Origin of the sequence: Aridibaculum aurantiacum (genome assembly GCF_017355875.1) — a bacterium.
Taxonomy (GTDB): Bacteria; Bacteroidota; Bacteroidia; order Chitinophagales; family Chitinophagaceae; genus Segetibacter; species Segetibacter aurantiacus.
This window is the reverse complement of sequence record NZ_JAFEWC010000004.1, coordinates 321,798-339,337: the sequence shown is the minus strand read 5'-3', so window position 1 is coordinate 339,337 and position 17,540 is coordinate 321,798. Positions and strand designations below refer to the sequence as shown.

General features: G+C 43.0%; 15 protein-coding genes. 4 read left to right on the top strand and 11 right to left on the bottom strand.

Annotated features, from left to right (window positions below; genetic code table 11):
* Positions 1-99 precede the first annotated feature (99 nt).
* The 3 genes from J4N22_RS19700 to J4N22_RS19690 all read right to left on the bottom strand — a co-directional run bounded on the left by J4N22_RS19700 (position 100) and on the right by J4N22_RS19690 (position 7,630).
* Positions 100-2,097, bottom strand: coding sequence for a T9SS type A sorting domain-containing protein (locus tag J4N22_RS19700; RefSeq protein ID WP_207497295.1), 1,998 nt, complete (start codon positions 2,095-2,097; stop codon positions 100-102).
* A gap of 139 nt (positions 2,098-2,236) precedes the next feature.
* On the bottom strand, positions 2,237-5,086 hold the full coding sequence (locus J4N22_RS19695) for a pectinesterase family protein (RefSeq protein ID WP_207497294.1): 2,850 nt from the start codon (positions 5,084-5,086) through the stop codon (positions 2,237-2,239).
* A 36-nt stretch (positions 5,087-5,122) separates the two neighbouring features.
* Positions 5,123-7,630 carry a T9SS type A sorting domain-containing protein gene (locus J4N22_RS19690; RefSeq protein WP_207497293.1) on the bottom strand — a complete coding sequence of 836 codons (2,508 nt, stop codon included), beginning with the start codon at positions 7,628-7,630 and terminating at the stop codon, positions 5,123-5,125.
* A gap of 285 nt (positions 7,631-7,915) precedes the next feature.
* Here J4N22_RS19690 and J4N22_RS19685 point away from each other — a divergent pair, with 285 nt between their 5' ends.
* The 4 genes from J4N22_RS19685 (at position 7,916) to J4N22_RS19670 (ending at position 10,049) form a co-directional block, all read left to right on the top strand.
* Positions 7,916-8,689: a BON domain-containing protein gene (locus J4N22_RS19685; RefSeq protein ID WP_207497292.1), complete on the top strand. Its 774-nt coding sequence runs from the start codon at positions 7,916-7,918 to the stop codon at positions 8,687-8,689.
* Between the two features lie 90 nt (positions 8,690-8,779).
* Positions 8,780-9,490: a tRNA (guanosine(46)-N7)-methyltransferase TrmB gene (gene trmB, locus J4N22_RS19680; RefSeq protein ID WP_207497291.1), complete on the top strand. Its 711-nt coding sequence runs from the start codon at positions 8,780-8,782 to the stop codon at positions 9,488-9,490.
* Positions 9,465-9,665: a DUF5522 domain-containing protein gene (locus J4N22_RS19675; RefSeq protein WP_207497290.1), complete on the top strand. Its 201-nt coding sequence runs from the start codon at positions 9,465-9,467 to the stop codon at positions 9,663-9,665. The genes trmB and J4N22_RS19675 overlap by 26 nt, the downstream gene beginning before the upstream one ends.
* Before the next feature lie 9 nt (positions 9,666-9,674).
* Entirely contained in the window at positions 9,675-10,049 is a 375-nt protein-coding gene (locus J4N22_RS19670) for an MGMT family protein (RefSeq protein ID WP_207497289.1), read from the top strand.
* 102 nt (positions 10,050-10,151) lie between these two features.
* Here J4N22_RS19670 and J4N22_RS19665 read toward each other — a convergent pair whose 3' ends face one another.
* From J4N22_RS19665 to J4N22_RS19630, 8 genes are all read right to left on the bottom strand, one after another.
* Positions 10,152-10,736 carry a DUF420 domain-containing protein gene (locus tag J4N22_RS19665; RefSeq protein WP_207497288.1) on the bottom strand — a complete coding sequence of 195 codons (585 nt, stop codon included), beginning with the start codon at positions 10,734-10,736 and terminating at the stop codon, positions 10,152-10,154.
* 43 nt (positions 10,737-10,779) lie between these two features.
* Positions 10,780-11,502 (bottom strand): SCO family protein, encoded by a 723-nt coding sequence (locus tag J4N22_RS19660; protein WP_207497287.1) that lies wholly within the window; start codon positions 11,500-11,502, stop codon positions 10,780-10,782.
* Between the two features lie 81 nt (positions 11,503-11,583).
* Complete coding sequence (locus J4N22_RS19655) at positions 11,584-12,045, bottom strand: cytochrome C oxidase subunit IV family protein (protein WP_207497286.1); 462 nt, start codon at positions 12,043-12,045, stop codon at positions 11,584-11,586.
* Positions 12,046-12,086: 41 nt separating this feature from the next.
* Positions 12,087-12,761, bottom strand: a complete 675-nt coding sequence (locus J4N22_RS19650; protein WP_207497285.1) for a cytochrome c oxidase subunit 3 — start codon at positions 12,759-12,761, stop codon at positions 12,087-12,089.
* A gap of 82 nt (positions 12,762-12,843) precedes the next feature.
* Positions 12,844-13,428 (bottom strand): cytochrome c oxidase subunit 3, encoded by a 585-nt coding sequence (locus tag J4N22_RS19645; RefSeq protein ID WP_242692307.1) that lies wholly within the window; start codon positions 13,426-13,428, stop codon positions 12,844-12,846.
* Positions 13,429-13,534: 106 nt separating this feature from the next.
* The gene (gene cyoE, locus J4N22_RS19640; RefSeq protein WP_207497284.1) at positions 13,535-14,446 is read right to left on the bottom strand and encodes a heme o synthase; all 912 of its coding nucleotides are present in this window, start codon (positions 14,444-14,446) and stop codon (positions 13,535-13,537) included.
* Between the two features lie 98 nt (positions 14,447-14,544).
* Positions 14,545-16,365, bottom strand: coding sequence for a cytochrome c oxidase subunit I (locus tag J4N22_RS19635; RefSeq protein WP_207497283.1), 1,821 nt, complete (start codon positions 16,363-16,365; stop codon positions 14,545-14,547).
* Between the two features lie 46 nt (positions 16,366-16,411).
* Positions 16,412-17,539, bottom strand: coding sequence for a cytochrome c oxidase subunit II (locus tag J4N22_RS19630; RefSeq protein WP_207497282.1), 1,128 nt, complete (start codon positions 17,537-17,539; stop codon positions 16,412-16,414).
* Position 17,540: the final 1 nt, after the last annotated feature.

Here is a 17,540-nt window from a genome sequence, read left to right as displayed (position 1 = left end):
AAGTATGCCCCAATGAATTGTACTATATAGCTGAAGGGTTAAGTGCAAAAAAAAGGAGGAACTTCCGTTCCTCCTTGAAATGACATCAGGTCTGAAAAATTATTCTACAATTACTTTTTTAGTAATAACCTCAGCACCATTGCGCAGTTGCAGGTTATAAATACCAGATTTGGTACCACCTGGCAGTTGCAGCGGGAATGAAGTAACTCCACCATTGAAATCAATTGTTCTGTTAAGAACAACCTGGCCAATGCTGTTGAATAGGCTGATTGTATAAGTACCTTTTTCCAGGTTAGCTAGTTGAAGATTGGCTACTCCACCTTTTACAGGATTTGGAGAGATAGTGAAATCTCCTTTAGTAGATGTAGTAATTTTTACAACAGAGCTATAAGTAAAGGTGCCGTCTTTATCCACCATTTTAAGCCTGTAGTAAACAGTACCTGCTACACGAACTGCATGTGCAAAGTCATATGAACTATTGGCTCCTGTGTTTCTTGCTGTTACCGAACCTATTTTTCTAAAGTCTCTTCCATCTACGCTGGTCTCAACTTCAAAATGACTTACGTTCTGCTCATTAGTTGTAGTCCAGGTTAACTTGTTACCTGTACCATCATTCTTAGCATTGAAGGAAACCAGATTTAGCGGTAATACACTTGAATTAGATACTGTAAATGGTGAAAATAACGTGATACCAGTAGCTGTTGCTACGTATGGGTCGTTTGCTGTACCTGTACCTGTAACAGTTGCAGGATAGCTTTCGTTCCAGTTAGTTCCGTTGTAACGAAGAATGTACACCTGGCCATTTGGGTTGAAGGATGCTGGTTGGTCAGCAGCAACCCATGCAAGTCTTACGGTAGCTACGCTTCCACCAGGTACTGTTTCATTAATTGTCCACTGCCTGTTTAAAGTCCTGGACGGATCAGGAACTGGCACGTCAAATGTACTCTTTACAGATACTTCAAATTGGTCAGGAGTTCCTGTGTTAACGATGTTCACATCGTTTGGAGTGTTAGGTCCGGTAACACCTACAGGGAAATTAACCTCTGAAGTACCCGCTGTGCGCCTGATGAAGCTGGTACCATCTGTACCAAAAACAAGGTCACGAACATTTCCACTTCCATCGAAAGTCTTACCTACATTAAAATTAGTGGTCATAGTAGCATCTACACGGCCATTGTTTGTAAGGCTCAATTGCAAAATACCAGCACTTACAGGAGATGTTTGAGAAGTATCAGCTCTGAAATTGGTACCAAGCTTCCAGTTGCCACCATCTACGTTCACAGTTAAGCGAGATGTAGCTGGTGCAGGAACGATGTAGTTGTTATTTGCAGTTGAGGCAGTCAGATCAAGAGTACCTTTTATATTGTAGGTATACCTACCGTAGTTGGTTGAGTTCTGGCTGTTGTGAGCATAAGCTGTAGGCTCTTTAACGGTCACTGTTCTATTTGGGAAGATCGTAAGTGTATAATTGTCTGTTGTGGCAGGATTGTATACCAAAGACAAAGCATAGTTGCTGGCTTGCCACAGGTTGATGTTTGCATCTATATCTACCATTAAAACACCTGGGGTGGTAGCATCTGTTGCGCCTGATCCACCAATGGTCCTTATTCTTTGAATATCGATGGTACCTGATCCAAAGATCTTGATATGCTGTGCATTAGTACCTGACTCAATAAACAAACCATCACTGGCACCACCCAAAGCACCATCAACTTGTACAGTATCTACTAGTGGGTAAGTGAATCCTGTTCCACCGGCACCTAATTGTAAACGTCTAGCGGTGGTTTCATTTGCCCAAAGTTTACCACCATTGGCAATAATGATGCTTTTACAACCCCTGTTAGATGCTCCCATGGTCACTGTATGACCGTTACGGATAAGCACGTTGTGTGTTCCAGAAGGAACAGAACTAGCAGGTGAGCCTGATCCGGGAGTAGCAGCCATTGCTGCCGTATAACTAGAGAAGGTCTCCCAAATGGCAGAAGAGCCCCATGAGCCTGAATTAACAGTGGCATACACTGTGGCCTGTTGTGCCAATACGGTACTACCCGTAATAGCGAAGAAGAATAAGATGGTAAGCGTAAAAATCTTTTTCATACAGCTAAATTTGAGTTTGATAATTGTTATTAAAAATCGTTGTGATTTATTTTTTTAATCAGGATAATAACTGGTTCATCAGTTACTATCCCTGATCGTTTCCGAAGAAAACCTTCGGAAACGATCAGGGATAATCTTTTTACAGTTTCAAAAACTCGTGTTGCACTGTTTGTCCATCTGCAAACATCCGCAACACGTAAGTTCCTTTCGCCAATCTAGAAACATCCAGAGTTGTCTGAGAACTGTTCTTTTCAGCTATAGCTGTCAGAACTTTTTTTCCATCTAAAGAATAAATTTCTACCTGTCCTTCTGTAACCGGTGCATGAACTATTGTCAATGCATTTGCTACAGGATTTGGATAAACGCTCAGGCTGCCATTCTTCCTCAATATCAATCGAGCAACAGGGCTGTAAGCAAAGCTGCCATCCTTATTCACCATTTTCAAACGGTAATAGAAGCTGGCAACAGTAGCAGGCATTACATCTGTAAAATTGTAGATGCTGCTGATGTTGTTGCTTGCAATAACTGTTCCCTGGGTCTTGTAGTTTGTACCATTTGTACTCCTTTCTACAACATAGCGATGCATGTCGTACTCATTCTTTGTACTCCATGATAGTTGGGCATTCTGGCCTTCCTGCTTAGCTGTAAAATTCACCAGCGTAACTGGTAATGAACTGAAGGTTTCTCCCTTTACATGTACATCTTTTAGCAATGCATAACGGCCCGGACTTCCACTACCGCAGCTATAGTACAGGCGTATGCTTAAGGTGCCGCCGGCAGGTATGGTAACGCCTTCTGTTCCATTTAAGGCAAGGCGGTACGTATTGGTGTTGCCGGAGGTTTGGTTAGCCAAAGGAATTGGTGCAGCAAAAGATCCTGTTACCGCTCCACCAGTAGGACCAGTACCACCGGTTATGGCTGTAGAGTCATTATTGGTAAAACCTGAAAGTGAATAAACAATAGCAAGGTTGGTATTAGAGCTTGTATTGTAGAATACAGAATTGAGGATGATTGAATCTAATCGAATAGTATAGTCAGTAGCCGGAGAAACTGTAAACTGTTCGTAGTAGTTCCTGTTTAGTGTACCACCCGGTCCTCCTGATGTTGTTGTCCATGTACCATCTCCATTGGCAGAAGCACCAAACGCCTGTCCACGTAACGCTGAATAAGCTGGTATTGCTGCTACCGTAGTACCATTCGACAGGTATAGCCTGTTTAAAGTAGGTGCGCTTGGCTGCACACCAGCAGCACGAGCTGCAGCACTATCTTGTGCATTTTGCGTTAGCGGCCAATATTGCAAGGTGGTAGAGCTTTTGGTAGGTGCATTCACTGCCGTACCTGTTACCGCTACTGTTACTGTTTCCGCATTCGTGCTGGTATGAACAATATTACCTGCATAAGTACCTTGTGTAGTTGCATTCAAACGAACCAAAATGGTAGTAGAAGGAACCGTTGCACCAGTACGTGTAACTGTTAGCGGAGATGAATTTGTGTACCAGTTTGTTCCATTGTTGGCACTCACTTCGTAATTAGCTGGTGGAGTAATAACAATGTCTGAAGTAAGATCAGTACCAGAAACAGTATAAGACTGGGTAGGTGACGGCTGACCTAAAACCTGGTAAAATGCTCCCGGTGCGCCACTAATATGAATGGTTGGAGCGCTTGAAATGCTTATAGTATCTGAGGTTTGGCTACCAACGCCTGCCTTAGATGCCCTAATGAAATAGTAGTAAATACTTCCTGATGGCGGAATAGGATCAGTAAGTTGAAAATTCACTGCAGTATCCGTTTGTGCAGTAACCTGTGCTACCGGCGTAAAATTGATCCTGTCGCTAGAGCGCATCAACTCGTATTGCAGCTGGCTGATAGGCCACGAAATGTTCCAGTTAAAAGTGGAAACGGAAGCGCCTTTCACTCCCCTAAAATTAGATATAGCAATCGGCTCTGGTGTAGCAGTGCAAAATCCAGGAGCTGCTGTACATGGATCCCATGTTCCGAATACATTACCAAAAGTATAAGCAGCAGCTTCTGCATCTGTTAGCTGGTGCGACCATGAAACACGTTGCGTGGTATCTACCAATGTGCCGTTATAATATTTACTCTTGTACTCAGCGTAAGTGATAGAGTCTGTTTTAGTACCAGCATTCCACACGCTCCAGCCCTCGGGTCTGATGGTGCTGCTAAGTATGCTGTTGATCAAAACTGTTTTTGGCCAGCTAACCGGAGCGAAGCCTTCTGAATTTTGCCATGGTCTTCCCAGGAAATACACTGTACCACCTCTATTAGCCGGGAATTCGCAGTCGCGAAACACATAGCCGTATTGCTGCGTATTAGGTGTATTTGCAGCTGTGATGTAAGAATTACCTGCAGTAGCACGTGTTTTGGCGTATACAACACATGAGTCGAAAATGGCGATAGCACTTCCAAAAATGAAGTCTACTGTACCATCTATATAGCAGTTCCTGTAGTATTGTCTTTTACCTGCACCGTTAGTAAGCAAAGTATCTTGCCCACCCAGGAAGCGGCAGTTCTTAAAAGCTGCACGGTCTCCGTTTACATTAATAGCAAGTGCTTGTGGAGATTCCCCTGTTGTGTTTTCAAAGGTGATATCTATAGCTGTGAAATCATTTGCATTCACAGTAACCGAAGCTGAATTGGCTGTACCAAAAGTACCTCCGCCTGGCATTGCTTTACCAGAATAATCGTCGAATGTAAGGATCACTTTGGCAACGTTCTCCCCTTTTAGTTGCAGGAAAGGTTTGTTAGAAGGAATGTTGATCTTTTCCTTGTACCTGCCGTTTTTTATGTAGATGACAAACGGCGTAGTTCGATTGGTGGGTGCTGCATCGATAGCTGCCTGCACGGTTCTGTAGTTTCCACTTCCATCTTGTGCAACTACAAGGTCTTGCGCCTGTGAGTAAGTTGCAGCACCGAGCATCACTAGCAACATGAGCAATATGCTCCTGCTACTCCTGGTGAAATAATTCATAAGCAAACTTTAAATGATTAGAGGGTGATATAAAAACTAATTCTTGATTATTCTTTGTGTCATCCTTTCTCCGCCATTGTTCAATACCACCAGGTAAATGCCGGGAGCAAGATGACCTATGTAAAGGGAAGTTTGTAAAGCGCCTGCTGTAAGCGTATGATTCAACAGCCGCTTTCCTTCCAGTGAAACAACTTGTAAAGAAGCGCCAGCAATTGCTTTAGGATGATTAATGATGATATTGCTGCTGGCAGGATTTGGATTTACTACAAATGCCTGGCTTTTACTTTGACTAAAGCTGATAACCTGGCTATATGTAAATCGTCCATCGATATCTATCATTTTCAACCTGTAATATGCTTTTCCCTGCAGCAGTTCTGGCTCTGTAAATCCATATTGACGGCTGCTAGAATTACCTGCAGCTGCTACCGTGCCGATGGTAGAAAAGCTAACTGCATCCTTACTTTTTTCGATTTCAAAAGTGGCAGTATTTACCTCGTTCTGCGTTCTCCATTGCAGGTTCACTTTCGATCCATTGTACGATCCTGCAAATGAAACAAGATGTAGCGGCAGGGCAAGCGATTGGCTACCGATGAAGAAAGTGCTGAAGGAAGCTGTTTGAAATTCTATATAATATCCGTTAGCATAAGTTCCAAACACACCGGTTGCGGTAGGAGTTATCATCTCGTAGTTGCCAGTTAAGCTGTTTGGGCAATTGTTATCCGATGTCTTCACCACCTTCAGATCGCTTACAGATGCGATGGTATTGTCGGCAGCCTGCAATTCAGCAAATTCCTGCTGCGAAATATAAAGACGAACGGTTAGCGGTGTACTAATAGCCGATGGATCAGATGGTGTAATTGTTATGTTCCTGTTGAGGTAAGGTTTGCTATTTAAAAAACGTGTGCTGTTAGTTGTGTAGTAAGAGACTGTAAAGTTGCCGGTGTTACCATTATCAAGAATAGAAGCAATAGCATTTAAAGTATCGGTAGAACTAACCGTTGAATAAGTAGTATCGGTAGCATGGCGCCAATCACCAGAACCATTTGTAACAATTGTTTTACCTGTAATGCAGGTATTGTTTGTACCAAAGGCAACAATGCTGTCGCCATTCAGGTAGTTCTCCAGGTTGGTATATCCATTGGTGTTGTAGCCATTCCTGTCTGCAGCGTTAGATGGGTTCAGCCCTCTTCTCAACTCCCATGCATCAGGCATACCGTCTTTGTCGGTATCGGTTGGGGCAGGTAATTGAACCAGCGTTGGCCATGCAGACTCTGAACTAGAAAAAGGAGTTCCCCAGGGATGGCCACCCTGCACATTGATCAAACGGCCGGTGCGGTTAATTACATCATTTACAATCCGCTGGTCAAGTGTATCACGTTTAGGCAATATAGCACCCGCACCATTTAGCACTGAGATGTATGCATCCTGCGCTGACTGTGTGGTTACAGGAGCAATATTAAAAGGAACTTCTACTTTAGATTGATTGGTATCTGCCTGTGTACCTCCACTCATGGCTACACCCAACCAGTTTCTTGCTGTTACGGCAGCAGAATTTTCTACAAAGTTTCCTTCCAGGTAAAACTTTCCGTAAGGAAGTGCAGGAGAACTTTGACGTGATGGATTTAGCACCAGGTTTCTGCGGCTTACACCACCTGTATTGGAAGTAGGTGTATTCGGCCCCCACTTGTAATAGTTGTTTACAATGTTATATTTACCACCTTCACCACCATTCACGTTGTAGTCTGCCCAGTTGTAAATAACATTATTCCTATAGTCTGCATTCTCACTTCCTACCACAGGGCTGGAAGAATTAGGCAGGTTGCGGCTACCATCAAACCGTGGTGCACGACCTCGTAAATGAGCAAAAAGATTATGGTGAAAAGAAGCTCTTCTGCCACCCCAGATACCGCCATAACCATGACGCTGTACCGGACCACCTTCAACGTGGTACGAAGAGTCCAATGGCTCACTCAGCATATTCCACTGGAGCGTTGTACTGTCACCCGTGTATACACTTAGGAGTTCATCGTTGCTCCAGCTAAAGGTGCAATGGTCAATGATTATATTTTTTCTTCCTGTACCACCCAATGCATCGTCGCCACCCGACCTTGCTTGCTGGTGCCTGTCGCCTAGCCTGAACCTTATGTACCGGATGATGAGGTTGTCGGCACTAATGGTTACTGGGTAATCGGCGATACAGATACCATCGCCAGGTGCAGTCTGTCCAGCAATAGTAGTATTCGACCTGTTTATTGTAAGCGGAGAAGTAAGACGAATGGTTCCTGAAACCCTAAAAATAACAGTACGATGAGCAGCGGCCGGGCTGTTATTTCTTACCGCCCAACGAAAAGTACCTACGGTGTTATCAGTTCCATCGGCAAGCGTGGTTACTTCATAAATGGTAGTCGGAACTGTCGGTGTACCTCTGCCGCCGCTGGTAAATCTGCCAGCGCCCTCAGCTCCAGGAAATGAAATTTGCTGAGCCTGTGATTGCGTTAAGAGAAATAATATGGTGAAAGAAAACAGGGTAGATTTCAATTTCATCAGGCAAGTTTTAAGCAAGTGTATTTAGCAAAAGCATAACATCTATGCCATGCTCTGGTAAATGTAAACGCTAAGGAGGATGGCTTAAAAATCTTTCTACGCAAACGTTCCCATACTAGAATAGCTGTTTTTAAAGGAGTAGAAACGAAACATTTATGATATAGCGTTTTCTAAATATTGCTCTACAATATTCCTGAAGCACTATCACAATAGTTGTTTCTGCTGAAGCAGAAGGTATAGTTTTTTCAGCCCTTCCGGGTAATTCTTTACACTAAAAATCAGCTTATGGCACATAATCGCATTAATGATAGCCGCTATGGCAGGGACTACATTGAAGACAATAACGAAAACACGAACTCGCGCAGCAGGCGATACGAAGACAGGTGGCAACGCTATGGGAGCAATGGCAATCAACGTCAGGTAAATGACCAGCGCAATCAATATGACCATATGGATCCGGAGCGTAACCAGTTTGACAATGATAATAACTACCAGCGCGGCGTGTATGGCAATAGTACGGGTGTTAACCGTGGCAGCGGCCAATACTTACACAGCCGCGACGATAGTGACCGCGGCTATGGAAGGAGTGGAAACATGCGTCCTAATCCGGGCTATGCAGGTAGCAATTATGGCAGGTACGACAGGAGCTTTGATGAAAACAACAACCGCAACTGGTGGGATAAAACAGTAGATGAAATGTATGCGTTCTTTGGCGATGAGGAAGCCGAAAAGCGCAGGAAGATGGATGAAGTAAGAGACAACTTCAGGGGGAAAGGCCCGAAAGGCTACACACGCAGCGACAGTAAGATAAAAGATGATGTTAGCGACCGCCTGATGGACGACCCATATGTAGATGCTTCAGATATAGAAGTGACCGTAGAAAATGCAGAAGTAGTTCTAACCGGGACGGTCAACAGCCGGTATATAAAGCGACGTGCAGAAGACCTGGCAGACATGGTTATGGGAGTAAAAAACGTAGAGAACAGGCTAAAAGTAATAGAAAGGAACCGCGGTAACGACCGTGATTATAGCAGTGGAAATCCAAATGTGAATATGTAAGATCACGAAAAGCGCTTCTAACGGGGCGCTTTTTTTATCCTCAATAAGCTGGCTGTGCATGCAGTTGCTATTTCCTACTTTTGCCGCCTTATGGGTCAGAAAAAATTAGTGCGGTTTGCAGCGATCAAAACATTCAATAATGTGCTGGAGTACCCGCAGGATATTAAGGGAAAATGGGCGGAGCATTTTGGCAACAATAACCCTGTGGTGCTGGAACTGGCATGCGGCAAAGGAGAATACACAGTGGGTCTTTCTAAAATGTATCCCCTGAAAAACTTTATCGGAGTTGACATTAAAGGAAACCGTATTTGGGTTGGCGCAAAGAAAGCGTTGGAAGGAAACCTTGCTAACGCGGCTTTTTTACGTACGCAAATTCAAAAGCTGGAAGAATATTTTACTCAAGGTGAAGTATCTGAGATCTGGATCACTTTTCCCGACCCGCAACTTACACCAGGTAAAGCCAAAAAACGATTGACTCATCCACGCTTCCTGCTGCGTTACCAGCAGGTGCTGGCTAAAGGTGGTGTCATACATTTAAAAACGGACAGCCCGAACCTGTACGAATTCACGAAAAAGGTGATCAATCTCTTTTCGCTGAACCTTTTAGAAGATTATGATGATGTATATGCCCAGGCAGGCATTTCAGAAGAATTGAAGATAAAAACCCATTACGAGCAGCTGGATATAGCGCAGAGCAATCGCATCCATTACCTGAAATTTTCTTTGGGTGAAGGCTTACCTGCTGACGCCGAAGAACAACTTAAAAAAGTACTGAGTGAAGAAGAAGCTGGTGGAAGGTGAAGACTTTTATTATGATGTTTCAGGTTATATGGTTCTTACTGAGAAGTACCACCTGGAACGCGGAAGCTGCTGTGGCAATGGCTGCAGGCACTGCCCTTATAACTTTATAAATGTACCCGAGCCACGTCGCACTGATTTGTTATCCACCAGGGAAAAGTCTCCTATAAAACATTAAGCGCCCTTCATGAAAAAAAAGAATGATGCAGGTAAACTTCCCATAGGTGATGCTTCCCGTCATTATACTTTTTTTGAGAATGTTTGGGATGTGGTGCGGCAAATACCTGCTGGCCGTGTAACCACGTACGGAGCAATTGCAGAATATTTAGGCGCCCGCTCATCTGCACGAATGGTAGGCTGGGCTATGAACCAGGCACACTATGTTCAACCGCCTGTACCAGCGCAAAGAGTTGTAAACCGCAATGGCATATTGTCCGGAAAAGCACATTTTTCTACACCAACCTTAATGCAGGAACTGCTGCAGCAGGAAGGTCTTCAGGTAGAGAATGATACCATAGTTGATTTTAAAATCCACCTATGGCTACCCGTTGAAGAGTTGTAGAACCACGATGTCCTGGATCTGGAATGACCGGGTGGAAAAGGAAGATGTTTTATATCCTGCTTCTTTCAATATGGCTTGTAAACGTGGTTCTTAATCCCGGTTCTACTTATAGTAAGGACTGATCATCAAGTAAATAATAGGTCCTGTAACGGCTACATAAAACCATAGAGGCCATGTATATTTTGCCAGCTTCCTGTGTCGCTGCCACTCACCAGTCATAGCCCTGTAGGCGGTAAGCAGAATGATAGGAAGAATGAAAGCGGCAAGAATGATATGTGTGATCAATAATACCAGGTAAACGATACGAATGGAGCCGGCCTGTAATTTTTCTTCTGCGCTTACTACGCCATCATGATCAAGATCGCCAAATCGTGCTTCACCCGCAAGCAGGTGGTGAGCTATATACGACACCAGGAACACAATGGAAAGTAGCATTGCACCATACATAACGTTGCGATGCAGAGCGTAGTTCTTGTTTTTTACCGCAACCAATGCCCATACCAGTAGCACGGCAACAGCAGTATTGGTCAACGCATTGATCTTGGCAAATATGTGGATGTCGAAACCTGGCTCTACATCAAGTTCTATTCTTCCTAAAAAAGTAATAACGGTAAAAACTACAACTGAGAAAATACATATTAGCCAATAGGCCTTCTTATCATTCTTCTGAATCCTTGCTTCTAACATTTAGATCGGGGTTTTAAACAAAACGATTTATTCGTACAAAGGTTTATTTACGGAAGAGGTTACGCTTCTTTTTCTTGTCTTTTTCCAGCATGAGCAAACCAATATCTGCAGAAAGTTTCTTGAGGGAGGTGGTGTCAAGACCATTATAATATCCACGCACCACGTAATCACGATCTATAAGAACAAACTTAGAAGAATGGATAAAGGAACTGTCCACACCTTCACCATCCTGCAATCCAAGCTTTAGTTCATTAAGCGCAAAATCATAGATTTCTTTCTTAGGGCCGGTAAGCATCCACCAGTTGTCATGGTTTACGCCAAAGCGGTCTGCATATTGTTTTAATTGCGGTACCGAGTCTCTTTCAGGATCTACACTAAACGAAAGAAAATTGACAACCGTAGAGTCAATAACTCTTCGCCCCTCGCGCATGTGCGAGAAGGATTGCTGCATTTTAGCCATATGCCTTGTCATAGTAGGGCAAATGGATGGGCAGCGTGTAAAGAAAAAATCAGCTACGATCATTTTGCCTTTTATGTCGTACAGGCTAACTGTATCACCTAATTGGTTTACCAGTGTTATATCCCCCACTTTGTGCCATACAGTATCAGTGGTTGTTTTGCCATCTACCGTTTTTGTTATCACAGAATCTGCGAAGTAACGGGGCGGCATCGCAATGCTTTCATCGCTGGCAAACTTTATCACCAGGTAGCAAGTAAGCGGGATAAGGATTGCTATTGCCAGCGCCAGGGCTGCTTTCTTATTCATCAAAAAACATTTAAAACAAAACCATCGCCTATTGACGATGGTTCAATAAAATTATAATGCGAAATGATCCGGTAATTCAATCTAGTGTTCTTGTGGCTTTTTACCTTTCTCAACAGCCTTATCACTCTGGCCATGCGCTTTTTCATCATTTTGCGGAGTGTTATAAGTCTTGTTGCTCTCCTCGTAGTGGTGCCTGTCGTACTGGTTGCGCAGGTTTTTATAGCTATTGCCATCGTACAAGAAAGCTATAATAAACCAAATGAACAGTGCAAGAGGAACAACTATGGTCATGATCAAATTCTTGATCTCGTGGCCAAGGTGCATAAAATATGTAACGATATAGAAGGCTTTAGCCAACATCAAGATGATGATAACGCCCTTAATAAAAATTTGAAGGAAACCTTGTAAACCGGCTACATACATCCAATAGCCTAAAATCAATTCTACGATGGTTAGCACCGACAGAATGATGGTAACATTACGAACCTCATTCTTATTTTCTTTGTGCTCCCCTATATGGGATGTTTGTGATACTTGTGCCATATTAATAAGTTATACGTTAGTAGTTGTATAGAGGTTCGTGATTAGATTAGGTAAAAGCAAGTGAATACAAATACCCAAACAAGGTCTACAAAGTGCCAGTACAATCCAGCCTTCTCGATCATCAGGTAGTGTCCCTTCTTTTCAAACACGTTGTTCATGGTCATTATCAGCATCACAATGTTGATGACAACACCAGAAAGAACGTGGAAACCATGGAAACCGGTAATGGTAAAAAAGAAGTTAGAGAAGTTAGCTGTAGCTGCAGATCCATCTGCGTTAGGAAAAGGATTGCTACCCCACCATGCTCCCTCGTGATGTAAGTGTGTCCATTCCCATGCCTGGCATGCAAGGAAGGCAATACCACCAACAATTGTCCAAACCAGGTATTTTATTACAGCAGCTTTGTTACGCTCATGACCTGCTTTTACAGCAAGCACCATAGTTACTGAACTTACGATCAGGATAAAGGTCATCAAACTCACGAACAACAGTGGTAGACCACTACCTAATCCAGGAAATGACTGGAATACTTCGTTAGGGTCAGGCCATCCATTGCTGGCAAAACGGACTGTACCATAAGCAATAAGGAATGCTCCAAAAGTGAAGGCATCACTCATCAGGAAGTACCACATCATCAGTTTTCCATACTCTACATTAAATGGACTTTTCCCTCCGCTCCACCATTTTGGCTCTGTTGAAATTGTAGTTGTCGCCATGTGTTCTGTTTAAGTTTGGTATGCAAATTTATTGTGGATGCTATATCCACCGTATAAAAATCTATTTATTTAAAACCTTCGTTTACCCGCTTACATACATGTAAAACAGGAAAAGATAAATCCATAATCCATCTACAAAATGCCAGTAAATAGCAGCCATTTCTATTCCTGTACTGCTGTAGTTCTTTCTTGTACGGCTAAACGCCCTAAAGAAAAGAAACAACAATGCTACTACACCTCCAAGCACATGCACTATATGTATGCCTGTAATTACCCCTATGAATGAAGCAGCTGCATTACTTCCTGCTCCCAATATCTGTACGCCATTATCCTGCAACCATTGAAAGCCCAACCATTGTAGTACAACAAAAGCAACTCCTAAAGCAGCTGTAATAGTTATCAGCGTGCGATACCTTGACATTTCACGTGCACTAAATGCTTTAGACGCAAGGTGAATGGTTAAGCTGCTGATTAAAATAACTACTGTAGAATACCAAAACATCGGCGGCATCGGAAACTGTAGCCAGTTAACCTGGTTGCTCTTTACTATATAAGCGCTTGTTAATCCCGCAAACATCATAATGATGCTTCCCATCGCTATTAGCAATGTGAACTTATGCGGGTGTAACTTCTTTCTTTGTTCTTGACTATACGTTGCCATCATCATTAAAAACTTTTAAATTCTAACCACCAATTTCCATCATCACAACCAGCCTTTCGGCAGGTAAGTTTCTCTCATTTATAGTAACCATCTATTACTGGCTAACTAAGCCTTAGTAACTGATTTTATCTGCCAACAAAGCCAGTAAAACAATAGGCAAATAGATATAACTACTGAACATTACTCTTCTTGCTGCTTTTACATCCATCTCCAGGTAAAGCCTTACACACTGCACAACCATGAAAATATTCGCTGCTAACACTATCCACAAACTAACCATTCCTGTTATACCAATATACTTAGGCAGTAGTCCTACAGGTATCATCAGCACCGAGTACATTACTGCTTGCAGCGCTGTAAATTTTGTTGGTCCTTTATCTGCCGGCAATAATTTGAAACCAGCTTTACTATAATCAGTATGTGCTACCCAGGCAATAGCCCAAAAATGCGGGAACTGCCAAAGAAACTGGATACTGAAAAGTATTAAACCGCCCGTCCACCAAATAGGCTCATCAGGAGAAAAGCCTGCTACCCAACCTATCAAACAAGGTAAGGCACCAGGAAAAGCTCCCACCAATACTGCTATTGAATTCACCTTTTTTAGTGGTGTATATATAAAAGCATATAAGAACAAACTGAATGCAGAAATGATAGCGGAGGCCATGTTGAAGAAATACCACATCATGAACACCCCCAGCAGCCCTGCAATAAAGGCAAATGTATAAGCCTCTTGCTGGCTCATTCTTCCGTCGGCAACAGGACGTTTTCCTGTACGCTTCATCATGGCATCTGTATCCTTTTCCACAGCCTGGTTTATGGCATTTGCACTGCCTGTAACCAGCATCCCTGCTATAAAAAGCAAGAGCACCATTTTTAGATCATATGTAACACCCGGAGCAAGCAGATAACAAACCACACAAGAAAATACAACTGTGAAGCTGAGCGTAAACTTGATCAACTGAAAGTAGTCTTTCACTTTAGTTGCCAAGGTCAAACTGGCTGATATATTTTCTGTCTTACTCATCATTGCAAGCGCACATATTCTTTAAGCCAATGCCCTGAGTTGATCAGGGCATTTACTTTTATTCTTTCTGCTATACATAAAGTGCAAGCAGCTTTTTATTAGTGTTTACTCTCGTCTGCCCCTACTGGTTCTACTTGAGAAATAAATTCTCTACCATCTTTACCGTAGTCATATGCCCAACGGTGTACTTCCGGAATTTCGCCTACCCAGTTACCATGACCAGGATTGATAGGTGTGGTCCACTCCAGTGTATTTGAACCCCAAGGATTTTGAGTAGTTACTTTTCTACCTTTCCAGATAGAATAGAAGAAGTTGAACAAGAACAGGAATTGAACCGCAAAAACGATGATAGCTACTATGGTGATGAACTTATTCAACTCAGTGAACTGTTTGAAGCTTTCCCATACGCTATAGTCGTAGTAACGACGTGGCATACCAGCTAAACCTTCGTAGTGCATTGGCCAGAAGATCAGGTAAGCACCAGCCATAGTTATCCAGAAATGGATATAACTAAGCGTGTTGTTCATAAAGCGACCGAACATCTTAGGATACCAGTGATAGATACCTGCGAACATTCCGAACATACTAGCCACACCCATTACAATGTGGAAGTGAGCGATTACGAAATAGGTATCATGCAGGTGAATGTCCAGGGCAGAGTTACCAAGGAAGATACCTGTAAGACCACCTGAAATGAATAAGCTTACAAATCCTATAGAGAACAGCATACCAGGTGTGAACCTGATATTACCTCTCCACAAAGTAGTAAGCCAGTTAAATACTTTGATAGCTGATGGTACGGCGATCAACAATGTAAGTAGTACGAAGAATGAACCAAGGAAAGGATTTAGTCCTGATACAAACATGTGGTGCGCCCATACAAGGAATGCTAGTACCGCAATGGCGAACATAGAACCAAGCATGGCCATATAACCAAAGATCGGTTTACGTGCATTGGTACTCAATATTTCTGAAGCCATACCCATGGCAGGTAACAAGATAATGTAAACCTCAGGGTGGCCAAGGAACCAGAACAAGTGTTGGTAAAGGATTGCGCTACCACCTTCGTTAGAAAGAGCCCCTACACCATTTACATATATATCACTCAGGTAAAAGCTAGTACCAAAATTACGATCGAAGATCAGCAGGATGAAACCTGCAAAAAGTACAGGGAAAGAAAGTACACCCAAAACTGCTGTAAAGAACAAGGCCCAGATCGTAAGAGGCAGACGCGTCATGGTCATACCTTTTGTACGCATATTCAGGATGGTAGCGATATAGTTCAAACCACCCAACAAGCTACTAACAACGAACAAGGCCATACTCATCAACCATAGATCCATACCTGTTTTAGAACCAGGCGATGTAGAACCTAAAGCACTCAAAGGAGGATAAGCTGTCCATCCACCACTAAAAGGACCAGTTTCTACGAAAACTGAAGAAAGCATTACAATACCTGCAGCAAAGAAGAACCAATAGCTAAGCATGTTCATAAAAGGCGAAGCCATGTCTCTTGCACCAATTTGCAACGGAATTAAGAAGTTGGCAAAGGTTCCACTCAGACCCGCGGTCAATACGAAGAATACAAGTACAGTTCCGTGTGTAGTTACCAATGCATAATAAGCGTCAGCAGTTATACGACCACCTGGCGCCCATTTACCCAGTATAGCTTCCATCCAAGGGAAAGACTGGTCAGGATATCCAAGTTGGATCCTGAACACTACTGACATAAAACCACCCAAAATTGCCCAAACCATACCTGTTACCAGGAACTGCTTTGCAATCATTTTGTGGTCCTGGCTAAAGATATACTTTGAAATGAAAGTCTCTTTATGATGATGGTGGTCACCATGATGCTCGTCGTGATGTGCATCGTGGCCTGTGGTAGTGTGTGCGTGTAAAGCCTGCTCGTTACTCATACCTATTAATTTTTGCCTGTTAGGGCAGATAATTTCTAATGTTTGATTACTTCAGTTTGTTTTGGTTGCCACCGCTTTTTTTCAAAGAAGCAGTTGCGGTGGTATCAGCGCCAGCTGCTGGTGCTGCAGGAGCTGCTGGTGCACCTGCTGGAGCTGCTGCTGCCGGATCCTTTTCTGGGAACGCTGCGAAGTAATAAGGTTTTTGTCCTGCCATCCATGTATCAAACTGTTCCTGCGTTACCACTTCTATCGTACCCTTCATAGAGTAGTGCCCGTTTCCGCACATCTGGTCGCAGCTGATCTCGTATACAAAGTTGGAGTTACCAGTGATCTCTTTCATTTCTTCAGTGGTATACTTAGGCGTAAACCAAAGTGTAGTAGGCGTTCCAGGAACAGCGTCCATCTTCATTCTGAAGTGTGCAAGACCCACATCATGAATAACATCTCTTGAGCCAATGATGAACTTAACCGGACGTCCTTTAACGATGTAAACCTTTTGCTCCATTACGATATCATCAAAAGCATATGGATCGGCTTTCTGGTTTGCCTGTGGATTGTCTTCCCAGATCAAACCGATAGAGTTCGTTCCTTCTTCAATATTCCTGAAGTACTTCTTACCAAACTCCTGGTCTTTACCCGGGTACCTGAATATCCAGCCGAATTGCTTACCAGTAACCTCTACAACCAAAGCATTCTTAGGAGCTTCGCCTGTGAAGATGAACCAGTTTCTTAAACCAATTACTACAAGTACAGTAAGAACGATTGCCGGTATTACAGTCCAGATAACTTCCAGCTTGTTATTGTGTGGGAAGAAGAATGCTTTGTTGTTTTCTTTTTCCTGGTATTTATAACTGAACCAGAACAGTAGAACTTGTGTGATGAGGAAAACGATACCTGTAACAGCAATGGTAAGGTAAAGCATCTCGTCTACTTTCTCACCTTCTACTGATGCACTTTCACCTAGTATTTTACCTCTTAGTGCCACATCACAATAGTATACGCCCAACAGGCCCAGCACAAGGAAAGCCACCATCAGGAAACCATTGATCTTATTAGCCTGCTTCCTGGTTTTTTCTTCTCCCTTCAGTATACCTACATATTCACTGGCTTTGGCTATCTGGAAGATGACCACAAACACTAAAACTATGACGGCGATGGTGAAATACATTGACATT

Coding starts and splice junctions, on each gene's coding strand:
- J4N22_RS19695 (WP_207497294.1), bottom strand. CDS start 5,086: ATGAATTATTTCACCAGGAGTAGCAGGAGCATATTGCTCATGTTGCTA.
- J4N22_RS19660 (WP_207497287.1), bottom strand. CDS start 11,502: ATGAATAAGAAAGCAGCCCTGGCGCTGGCAATAGCAATCCTTATCCCG.
- J4N22_RS19690 (WP_207497293.1), bottom strand. CDS start 7,630: ATGAAATTGAAATCTACCCTGTTTTCTTTCACCATATTATTTCTCTTA.
- J4N22_RS19645 (WP_242692307.1), bottom strand. CDS start 13,428: ATGATGATGGCAACGTATAGTCAAGAACAAAGAAAGAAGTTACACCCG.
- J4N22_RS19630 (WP_207497282.1), bottom strand. CDS start 17,539: ATGTCAATGTATTTCACCATCGCCGTCATAGTTTTAGTGTTTGTGGTC.
- J4N22_RS19685 (WP_207497292.1), top strand. CDS start 7,916: ATGGCACATAATCGCATTAATGATAGCCGCTATGGCAGGGACTACATT.
- J4N22_RS19650 (WP_207497285.1), bottom strand. CDS start 12,761: ATGGCGACAACTACAATTTCAACAGAGCCAAAATGGTGGAGCGGAGGG.
- J4N22_RS19700 (WP_207497295.1), bottom strand. CDS start 2,097: ATGAAAAAGATTTTTACGCTTACCATCTTATTCTTCTTCGCTATTACG.
- J4N22_RS19635 (WP_207497283.1), bottom strand. CDS start 16,365: ATGAGTAACGAGCAGGCTTTACACGCACACACTACCACAGGCCACGAT.
- J4N22_RS19655 (WP_207497286.1), bottom strand. CDS start 12,045: ATGGCACAAGTATCACAAACATCCCATATAGGGGAGCACAAAGAAAAT.
- J4N22_RS19670 (WP_207497289.1), top strand. CDS start 9,675: ATGAAAAAAAAGAATGATGCAGGTAAACTTCCCATAGGTGATGCTTCC.
- cyoE (WP_207497284.1), bottom strand. CDS start 14,446: ATGAGTAAGACAGAAAATATATCAGCCAGTTTGACCTTGGCAACTAAA.
- J4N22_RS19665 (WP_207497288.1), bottom strand. CDS start 10,736: ATGTTAGAAGCAAGGATTCAGAAGAATGATAAGAAGGCCTATTGGCTA.
- trmB (WP_207497291.1), top strand. CDS start 8,780: ATGGGTCAGAAAAAATTAGTGCGGTTTGCAGCGATCAAAACATTCAAT.